The following is a 9102-nucleotide window of genomic DNA, read 5'->3' as shown; positions in this document are numbered from 1 at the left end:
CCCCCCGACCGCGTACGCGCCCGCCCAGCGCCCCCACACCCTGCCGACAGGCGAGGACTACGACCGGTACGTGTGGCTCGCCGCGCTCATGCGGGAGGCCGGATACCGTCCCGGCTACCTGCGCGACGAGCACCCGTTCGCCGTCGAGGACCCGCTGGTCAACGCGATCTACCTGGCGTCCGCCCACGCGCTCGCCGAGATCGCGGAGATCGTCGGCGCGGACCCCGTCCCGCACCGCGACTGCGCCGAACGCGTCCACCACACGATCCTCGACCGGCTGTGGGACCCCGAGACCGGCTGCTTCCGCGCCCGCGACCTGCGCGACGACCGGCAGCTGCCCGTCGTCACCGTCGGCGCGTTCGGCCCCCTCCTCGACCCCGAGCTGCCCGCCGCGATCGTCCGCAACCTCGTCGACCTGCTCCTGTCGGCCCGCTTCGCCGGAGCCGCCGGATACCCCGTGCCCACCTGCGACATCCAGGCGCCCGCGTTCGACCGCGGCGGCTACTGGCGCGGCCCCACCTGGATCAGCACGAACTGGCTCGTCTGGTACGGCGCCCTAGGCCACGACCTCCCCGTCGTCGCGGACCTCCTCTACGGCTCCACGATGCGGCTCGTCCGCCAGTCCGGTTTCCGCGAGTTCTTCGACCCGTTCGACGGCACCGGACGCGGCAGCCACGACTACGCCTGGTCCGCCGCACTCGTCCTCGACCTGCTGGCCGCCCGCCGCGCCCCCCAGGCCGCCTGATCGCATACGGTGGCGCTATGCGCCTACGCCGGGGAGTGCCTTCCGACCTCCGCGACGCCCTCACCCTCGAACGCGGCGAACGCGTCCTCGCCACGGCCCCCACCCGCGGCGGCTCCCACGTCGCCGCGACCACGACCGCCCTGCACATCCCGACCCCGGAAGGCGGGTTCACGCGCGTCCCTTGGGAACGCGTCGACCACGCCACCTGGAAGGACGGATGGCTGCACGTCCATGAAACCTCCCGCGCCGAGCACCACGTCCGCCTCACCGACCCGGGTTCGGTGCCCGAGACCGTCCGGGAACGCGTCACTGCGACCATCGCCGTCAGCCACCAGGCCGTGCTGCCCGGCGGCGGCAAGGTGCGTATCGCCGGCCGGCGCCCGGCCGCGGGCGGCGACGTACGCTGGACGTTCGTGTTCGACGCTGGCCTGGACCCGTCCGACCCGGGCCTGCGGACCCAGGCCGAACAGGTCCTCGAAGATCTGCGCCGCCAGACCGGTCTCTAGCCGGGATAGACCGGCGGCTGATCCTCCTCGGCCTTGTGACGTCCCGGCACCTGCTGGGGCACCCGCTCCTTCATCTGCCCCGCCTTGCCGCGCGCGGCCCCGGCGAACTCCTCGCCCTTGGCCCGCAACTTGCCCGCGGCCTCCTGGACGTTCGGGTTCTCCTGCATCTGCTGCGACAGCCGCTTGATCTGCTCGTACCGCTCGCGCCCGGCCTTCGTCCCCATGACGTAGCCGATCGCGGCGCCTGCCATGAACATCATGCGAGCTTTCATGTTTACTCCCACTGACGGCGGATTCGTCCCAACCCCATACCCGCCAACACGCCCTCCACCCGTGACGGGGCGCGAATAACGGGTGCGCGAACAGCCCCGGACATGCGCTAACCTAGACCCGCCGCCAGGGCCCGACGCCCCGGCCGCACGAACGATCCCGCGTAGCTCAATCGGCAGAGCAGCCGGCTGTTAACCGGCAGGTTATTGGTTCGAGTCCAATCGCGGGAGCTTTGCTGTGGGCACGTAATCCCAGATCAGAGCCCGTCTCGGAGTGCCGAGACGGGCTCTGATGTGTCGTGCCTGACGTACTGCCTGACTAGCGATCGCTGATCACGCCCGGGAAGATGCGGTCCATCTCCGTGGCGCCGTCCTCCAGCACCGGCCGCAGCTCGTGCCGGTAGATGGTCTCGGTCACGCGGGTGCTGCTGTGGCCGACCAGCCGGGCGATGTTCTCGGTCGGCATCCCGTTGTCCGACAGCAGCGAGACGAAGCTGTGCCGCAGCTCCCGGGGCGTCCAGTCCTCAGGCGTCAGACCGGCGCGCTCCGCCACCCTCCGGAAGCCGCGTAGGACGTTCATGGCGTCGCGCTCGCCACCGTCCGGGTCCGGGAAGACGAACCGGTCGGAAGGCAGCGGGAAGGCGCCTCCGGCGTCCATGTGGGCGCCACCCTGCGCACTGTAGAGGTCGTGGAGGGCCTGGACGCATCTGGCCGGGAGCTTCAGACTGCGTCTCGATTTCTCGGTCTTTGTGTCGCCGCCCCGGCGGACGGAGCGCCAGACGTATTTGGCGAATTCGCGGTGCTTCCATCCGGCCTCATCGACCGGAAGCCACGACTCTCGCTCATCGTGGTAGGCGACGACGTGGGACCAGCGCAACGCCCGCAATTCCTCCGTACGTGCGCCGGTGAGCAGCGAGAGCACGACGTAGGTGTGCATGTCGGCCTCGCCGCTGGCCTCGGCCGCTTCCAGCAGTGCGACGGCCTGCTTGAACGAGAGTGATTTCGAGGGGCGGCCGCCCTTGCCGCGCGGGACCTCGCAGAGCAGCGCGACGTTCCTCTTGACCTTGTCCCGCGCCTGGGCTCGCGCGACGGCCCGCTTAAGGATGGAGTGCATCTCCTTGAGCGTCTTCGTGCTGTGGGTCTTCGCCTTCCGCGCAAGCCAGCGGTCTACGTCGTCCGCCGATAGCTCGCGAAGCTTCCGGGCACCGAGGTCAGGAATCACGTGGTTTCGAGCGAGACTCGTCCGGTTCTTCACGGTGTTCTTGTCGCGGTCGGGAAGCCCGTATTCGAGCCAGTTCTCCACGGCCTGCGCGACGGTGTACCGGGTGTCCTCGCTGGGCAGCCCGTCCTCGCGGTCGCGAAGCTTCTGCTGCAGCTTCTTGAGTGCCCTGCTCTTGTGCTTGTCGCTGGCCGACCGGACGATCCGCTTGCCGGCGGGCGTGTACCCGACGGTGATCTCGGCGATCCAGCGCTGCCGGCTCTCGCTCCAGCGCAGGCCGCCGTCCCCTCGCGGGCGTGTCGCCTTCCTAGGCTCGTTGCCGTCACCCGGCTCTTCGGGGGTGGCGACCGGGGTCGTGGACATCGTGATCTCCTTCGAGTGATCCATCACGCTGAGTGACGGGGCTTGGGTGCGAGAGCTGGGTTGGGCGCTTGGAGACGTGGTTTTAATGCAGAACAATTAATTTCTCTGCATTTAGACCAGCGTTGGAGGGCCCGAGCGGGGGATCGGCACCGGGCGACGGTCACTCTGCGTAACGGTCCCGGAGGTCGGCTACAGGCATCCCGGACCGTCTTCGGAGGCGTGTGGGTGGGCCTCGTAGAGCGCGGCGCGGGTGCGGCCGGCCCCGCTGGCGCGGGGCGGGGTGGGAAGCCGTCTGATCCAGCCGTGGGCCTCCAGGACGCGCAGGCCCGGTTCGGTGTCGGCGACTTTGCGGAAGCGGGGCCTGAGCGCTCGGACTGCGTCGTTGGCGGTGAAGCGGTGGGTGCCGGTGCGGGTGATCCAGTCGCGTAGGGCGCGGGCGTCGGCGAGGTCGGGGTCGGCGCCGATGAGGTCGTAGGCGGCTTGGGCGTGGGTGAGGTAGTAGTCGCCGATCTGGCGTGCGCAGGCGAAGGTGTCGGCGGTGATGGGCCGGTGCCAGGTGCCGTGATGGTGTGCGGCGAGGTGGAGCAGGCCGGCGATGCGGACGATGGCGCCGGGGTATTTGCCGCCCCAGTCGGGCATGTGGGCCAGGTCGTTGCCGGGCCGGTAGCGCGGTTCGGTCTCGCGCAGCAGCTCCTGGACGGCGCTGAGCGCCTGATCGGTGAAGGTGAGGCTGATCGGTTCGGTGATGGCGTGTAGTCGGGTGATGAGGTGGGTGAGGGTGTCGGCGTAGGTCTGGGTGATGTGCGCGGGGATGAGTTCGGGGCTGGCGTCGCGGTAGCCGAGCAGCGAGGCCGGAACGGCGTACAGGAGCCGCCCGAGCAGGCCCTGGCCGCGGAACTGCGGGGTGTCGGCGAGTCCGGCCAGGACGTCTGGTTGGGTGCAGATGCCGAGGGTGACGTGCGCGGATTCGATGATCTCCGACGGGCGTCCGACGCGGTCGATGCGCATGCCCTCACCGGCGTGGCCGTGTTTGAGGACGGCGAAGTTGGGTGCGCCGCTGTAGCGTCCGGCGGCGATGGAGAAGATCTCGCCCTCGGGGGACAGGATGGCCATCCGTCCGCCTTGCTGCGCGAGCTGTGAGGTGAGTATCTCCGGTGTGGCGTCGTCGGAGAACAGCCGCGGCTCGGCCGGTATCTGCAGTTCCTGGAGCCGTTCGGCGGCGATCCGCGCATCCTCTAGGTGCTGTTCGCGGACGATGGCGTCGATGGCGTTGATCGCGGCCTTTTCCGCTTTCTCCATGTCGGCTTCGGCGACGCGCCGCTGAATGGCGATGTCGGTGATATACGGCTGGGCCTTTTCGCGCAGCATGGTTTCGGCGGCGCGGATCGGGGCGGTCATCGCGGCGAACACTTCTGATTTGCGGTTGCCGGGGCCCAGGGCGATGACGGTGAACAGGTTGGTCGGTTCGCGCCAGCCGCGCGCCTGGACCCAGACCTTGCCGCCGGCGGCGACCGCCAGGACGGCCAGGGCCAGGCAGCCGGACAGGTCGGCGGGGGTTTGGGTTTGCTCGGCGAGGCGGGCGGCGTATTCGGCGAGCCAGTCCGGCAGCATCGGCAGCGGGAAGGCCGGGAGTTCTCGCGTGGCTTCCAGTGGGGTGGGTGTGGGCCAGCCGCGGGCGTCGGGTGTGGTGATGTCTTGGACGGCTGCGGTGACGGCGCCGCGCAGGTCGGTGGTGTCGCCGTCGGCGGCCTGGTGGCCGAGTTGGATGAGGTGGATCCCGGTGGTGGCGACGGTGCGGGCGTAGGCCAGCTCGGCGAGCCGGTGGGCGTAGTAGCCGGCCTGGGTGGAGGAGACGGTGTCCTGGATCAGGGTGTGCAGGTAGGGGCCGCCGCCGACCTTGGTGAGGCGGCGCGGGCCGAGTTCGGCGGCGACGGCGGTGGGTTCGCAGGGGTCGCCGCGGTCGGCCAGGTCGCAGATGGCCTGCCAGATTTCGTGGTGGGCAGGCCGGTAGAACTCGCTGCCGTCCAGCACTTGGCGGGCGTCGGCGACGGCGCGGGCCGACAGCATCATTGCTCCGAGCACCTGCCGCTCGGCCCCGAGGTCGTGGGGGAGTGCGCGGTGTGGATCCGGGTCGTCGTGGCCGCCGTCGACCACGCGCAGCGGAGGTTTGGTCATCGGGTGACCGTCCTGGAGATGCTGCGTCGCGCACGCAGTTCTGCCCGGGCAGATTTCATGGTTCCTCCACGGCGAGGACGAGGGCGAATAGTGAGAGCAATGGGCCGCCTGTGACTTGGCGGGCCGGGAAAAGCCCGGACCACCACGGGGCGGCGGTCCGGGCCGGGTTTGTCTATTCGCGTTCGCCCGGGCGGATCCCGTTGGCGAGGACGGAGAGAGACTCGATGAGGCTGTACACCGCGCCTTGGGCGCCGGGCAGAGCGTCGTGCTCGCGCTCACCGAGCCATTCGTCCAGGTCCATGCTGAACAGCACCGCGCCGAGGCCGACGACGGCGTCGTGCAGCAGCGCGACGAAGATCGCCACGTTCGTGCGGCGCAGGTCCAGGGACTGGTCGGTGACCTCGTTCATCCGTTCCTCGGTGACCTGGTCGGAGATCGTGGCGAGCGTCTCCATCAGCTCAGCGACGGCGGGCGCGTACTCGCCCACCTTCTCGATCACGGTGTGGAGTGCGTCGCCGCGCTCGACCAGGTTGTCCAGCGCGGACGGGAGTTCTAGCAGGTCGGACATGTGGGTTCCCTTCGGGTTGGGGCGGGGGCCGGCTAGAGCCCCGCCCGCTTGGGCTGATCTCGGGGTTGGGAAGGTCAGAGGCAGATCTCGGCCAGGAGGTCCTCCAGGTCGGCGGGGCTTTTCAGGACGTCACGGGCCTGGGAACCGGCGGCCGGGCCCACGATGTCCAGGCGTTCCATCCGCTCCATCAGGGCGGTGGCCTTGGCGAAGCCGACGCGCAGTTTCCGCTGGAGCATGGAGGTTGATCCGAACTGGGTGGACACCACGAGCTCGACCGCGGCGACCAGCAGCTCGTGGTCGTCCGGGCCGGGGCCGTTGCCCTCGGCCGTCTGGTCCCGGTCGGCGCCGGTCGCGCGGTCCGGCCGGTCGACGGCCTGGCCGCGCTCGGCGGCCTCGTGCTCCTGGTCCTCGCCCGCGACGTCGCCGGCGGCGGTTTCGGGGACGAGTTCCCACCCGCCGTCGGCGGCGGGGCGGGCGGTGCCGGACTTCACCAGGGCGGCCATGTGCCGGTACACCGTCGGCTTGCTGATCCCGGCGGCCTCGGCCAGCTCGCGCCAGCCGAGCGGGCCGCCGCCGGCGGCCGTCAGGATGCTGACGAGCTGTTCGGGCATCGTCGGCTCGCGCTCGGGCGCGGGCTCGGGGTCGGCGGCGGGTTCGGTTCGGGGCGAGGTCGGCGCGTCCGGTGCGGGCGCCTCCGGGGCGGTCTTGGGCGTCGGCTCGGGCCGCTCGTCCTCGGCCTCGGCCGGTGCCGCGGGGACGGCGGCGTACGCGGTGTCGAAGGGCCGGTCGTCGGCCGTGGTGGGCTCGGCCGGGAGCGGCTCGGCCAGGGCCTTGCCCTGCCTCTTGCAGATCGCCACGACCCGGTTGATCTCCTTGTCGGAGACGTAGGCGTTCTGCAATCGGACCGGGGCGGAGGCGCCCATCGGCAGGAACAGCGCGTCGCCGTGGCCGAGAAGTTTCTCGGCGCCGGGCTGGTCGATGATCACGCGGGAGTCGGCCAGGGATGAGGTCGCGAACGCCAGCCGGGACGGCACGTTGGCCTTGATCAGCCCGGTGACGACGTCCACGCTCGGGCGCTGCGTCGCGAGCACGAGGTGGATCCCGGCGGCGCGGGCGAGCTGGGTGATCCGCACGACGGAGTCTTCGACGTCCTTGGGCGCGACCATCATCAGGTCGGCCAGCTCGTCCACGATCACCACCAGGAACGGCATCGGCTCCACCCGGTGCCCCTCCTGGTCGATGACCTTCCCGGCGGCGGCCTTGGCGTTGAACGCGCCGATGTCGCGGACACCGGCGGCGGCCAGGGCGTCATAGCGGCCGTCCATCTCGCCGGTGATCCACACCAGGGCCTCGGCGGCCTTGCGCGGGTTGGTGATGATCGGGGTGATCAGGTGCGGGATCCCGCGGTAGGGGGTCAGCTCGACGCGCTTGGGGTCGACCAGGATCATCCGGACCTCGGCCGGGGTGGCGCGCATCAGGATCGAGGTGATCAGCCCGTTGATGCAGGTCGACTTGCCCGCGCCGGTCGCCCCGGCGATCAGGATGTGCGGCATCTTGGCCAGGTTCGCCAGCACCGTGCGGCCTTCGACGTCCTTGCCCAGGCCGACGATCAGCGGGTGCCGCTCGGCCACCGCGGCCGGTGAGCGCAGCACGTCGCCGAGCCGCACCAGGTCCTTGACCGCGTTGGGGATCTCCACGCCGATCGCGGACTTGCCGGGGATCGGCGCCAGGATCCGCAGCGACGCGGCGCGGGTGGCCATCGCCATCGTCTTGTGCAGCCCGGTGACCTTCTCCACCTTCACCCCCGGCGCGGGAACGATCTCGTACTGGGTGACCGTGGGCCCGCGGGTGTGCCCGGTCACCTTCGCGTTCACGCCGTGGTCGTCCAGCACCTCTGTGAGCCGCTCGCGGATCCGCTCGGCCTCCCGGTCGCCACCAGGGGCGGGGGGCTCGATCCTGAGCAGGTCGTCGGCGGGCAGCGAGTAGCGCGGGGCGTCCTCGCCTTCGCCCTGGCCGTCGTTCTGGCCGTGGTCGTCGGCCAGGACCGGCACGCCCTCGGGCGGGGTGGCGTCCTCGGCCGAGGGTGCCGCCGCGGCGGTCTGCGGTGCGGCGGGCTCGGGGGCGTGTTCACGGGCCTGCAGGTCTTGGCGCCGCTGCTCAGCCTCGGCGCGCCAGCCAAGCCACCACGCGCCCGCCAGGCCGCCGAGCAGCAGTACCCCGAGCAGCAGCGGCATCCGCATCAGGGCCTGCCAGCCCACCAGGACGGCCACGGCCGAGCCGCCGCCGCGCGCCCATCGGATCCGGGTGCGGGTGGAGGCGATCTGCGCATCGGTCAACTTGACGTTCTCGACCTCGGGCTCGGCGCGCCGCCGCGAGGCCCGGTAGGAGCGGCCGCCGCCGCGTCGCTCGCGGGCCGCCTCGCGGGCCTGCTGCCGCTCCTGTTCCGCGCGGGCCTCGGCCTCCGCCTGGAGCCGCTCGGCGGTCCGCTCGGCCAGCTCGTCCTCGGTCAGGTTCGCCGCGGTGATCCACACCCGGAACCGGTCTGCGGCCACCCGCGCGCCGAGCGTGACCCGGGCGCCCTGCCGCGCCGCCCACCCGTCCGCGTCGGCGAGGTCCTCGCCGTCGGTGCCGGGTTTCGTCGCCGCGGCCGCGCTCGCCGGCGCCGCGACGTTATCGGCGGAGGGCTCGTCCCCGTACGGCGAGGGCGGCGGGGGCTTGCCCCGGTGGCGCCAGCGGTGGACGGCGTCCAGCAGCGGGTCCAGGGCGCGCGGGCGGTAGCTCGGCAGCTGGCCCTGCGTCGCGGTGGGCTGGTCGGTGGTCTTGGTCATGTCCACGGGCCCGGCCGGTCCTCGGTCAGGCGCCGCCCCGGACGAGCGCGCGGCGCGGTCGTCCGGGTCCTCGTTCGGCTGCACGATCACGGCCGGTCTCCTTGCAAGGTCGTCATGTGGTCGATCTGGTCGGCCAGGGCGGTCGCGATCTCCTCGGCCAGCCGCTCGGCCTCGGCCGAGGGGACGTCGCGGATCGTGGCGCGCCACTGGTCCCACGCCACCGCGGCGCGGGCCCGGGAGGTAGCGGCCGCGGCGCGCTTGGCGGCGAAGTGCTCCTGCCGGTGCTCGGCCCGCCGGCGCGCCGCGCGCAGCTCACGCGCCGTAGCGGGCCGGGCCGGGGCGGCGTCCGGGTCGAAGGCCATCGGGTTCCCCTTCCGCGGGGTGTCTCAGTGGGGGCGGTCTCAGCAGGGCCTCGTGCGCGCGCATACG

At 71.6% G+C, this 9102-nt stretch carries 8 protein-coding genes and 1 tRNA gene; 3 read left to right on the top strand and 6 right to left on the bottom strand.

Annotated features, from left to right (window positions below; genetic code table 11):
• Together ETD83_RS20950 and ETD83_RS20945 are read left to right on the top strand one after the other, a co-directional pair.
• Positions 1 to 745 (top strand): MGH1-like glycoside hydrolase domain-containing protein (locus tag ETD83_RS20950; RefSeq protein ID WP_407921508.1); only part of this gene is annotated, 745 nt, incomplete at its 5' end.
• A 17-nt stretch (positions 746 to 762) separates the two neighbouring features.
• Positions 763 to 1251 (top strand): hypothetical protein, encoded by a 489-nt coding sequence (locus ETD83_RS20945; RefSeq protein ID WP_138646832.1) that lies wholly within the window; start codon positions 763 to 765, stop codon positions 1249 to 1251.
• Here the strand turns inward: ETD83_RS20945 and ETD83_RS20940 are convergent.
• Entirely contained in the window at positions 1248 to 1523 is a 276-nt protein-coding gene (locus ETD83_RS20940) for a YtxH domain-containing protein (protein ID WP_138646831.1), read from the bottom strand. The two genes, ETD83_RS20945 and ETD83_RS20940, sit on opposite strands and share 4 nt — an antisense overlap.
• A gap of 155 nt (positions 1524 to 1678) precedes the next feature.
• Here ETD83_RS20940 and ETD83_RS20935 point away from each other — a divergent pair.
• Positions 1679 to 1751: transfer RNA gene (locus tag ETD83_RS20935), tRNA-Asn, on the top strand.
• A gap of 88 nt (positions 1752 to 1839) precedes the next feature.
• Here ETD83_RS20935 and ETD83_RS20930 read toward each other — a convergent pair.
• The 5 genes from ETD83_RS20930 to ETD83_RS20905 all read right to left on the bottom strand — a co-directional run bounded on the left by ETD83_RS20930 (position 1840) and on the right by ETD83_RS20905 (position 9035).
• Complete coding sequence (locus tag ETD83_RS20930) at positions 1840 to 3102, bottom strand: tyrosine-type recombinase/integrase (RefSeq protein WP_138646830.1); 1263 nt, start codon at positions 3100 to 3102, stop codon at positions 1840 to 1842.
• Between the two features lie 189 nt (positions 3103 to 3291).
• Positions 3292 to 5277, bottom strand: coding sequence for a DUF3987 domain-containing protein (locus ETD83_RS20925; protein WP_138646829.1), 1986 nt, complete (start codon positions 5275 to 5277; stop codon positions 3292 to 3294).
• Positions 5278 to 5449: 172 nt separating this feature from the next.
• On the bottom strand, positions 5450 to 5845 hold the full coding sequence (locus tag ETD83_RS20920; protein WP_138646828.1) for a hypothetical protein: 396 nt from the start codon (positions 5843 to 5845) through the stop codon (positions 5450 to 5452).
• A 74-nt stretch (positions 5846 to 5919) separates the two neighbouring features.
• Positions 5920 to 8763 carry a DNA translocase FtsK gene (locus ETD83_RS42680; RefSeq protein WP_171064352.1) on the bottom strand — a complete coding sequence of 948 codons (2844 nt, stop codon included), beginning with the start codon at positions 8761 to 8763 and terminating at the stop codon, positions 5920 to 5922.
• Positions 8760 to 9035 (bottom strand): hypothetical protein, encoded by a 276-nt coding sequence (locus tag ETD83_RS20905; protein ID WP_138646827.1) that lies wholly within the window; start codon positions 9033 to 9035, stop codon positions 8760 to 8762. Before ETD83_RS20905 ends, ETD83_RS42680 begins: the two co-directional genes overlap by 4 nt.
• Positions 9036 to 9102: the final 67 nt, after the last annotated feature.

The organism is Actinomadura soli, from assembly GCF_005889715.1.
Lineage (GTDB): Bacteria > Actinomycetota > Actinomycetes > Streptosporangiales > Streptosporangiaceae > Spirillospora > Spirillospora soli.
Note: the sequence above shows the minus strand (reverse complement) of the source record. Positions and strands in the feature narration are given on the sequence as shown.

Bases quoted from the DNA above. Each gene is read 5' to 3' on its own strand.
- ETD83_RS20945 (WP_138646832.1), top strand. From the start codon at position 763: ATGCGCCTACGCCGGGGAGTGCCTTCCGACCTCCGCGACGCCCTCACC.
- ETD83_RS20905 (WP_138646827.1), bottom strand. From the start codon at position 9,035: ATGGCCTTCGACCCGGACGCCGCCCCGGCCCGGCCCGCTACGGCGCGT.
- ETD83_RS20925 (WP_138646829.1), bottom strand. From the start codon at position 5,277: ATGACCAAACCTCCGCTGCGCGTGGTCGACGGCGGCCACGACGACCCG.
- ETD83_RS20920 (WP_138646828.1), bottom strand. From the start codon at position 5,845: ATGTCCGACCTGCTAGAACTCCCGTCCGCGCTGGACAACCTGGTCGAG.
- ETD83_RS20930 (WP_138646830.1), bottom strand. From the start codon at position 3,102: ATGTCCACGACCCCGGTCGCCACCCCCGAAGAGCCGGGTGACGGCAAC.
- ETD83_RS20940 (WP_138646831.1), bottom strand. From the start codon at position 1,523: ATGAAAGCTCGCATGATGTTCATGGCAGGCGCCGCGATCGGCTACGTC.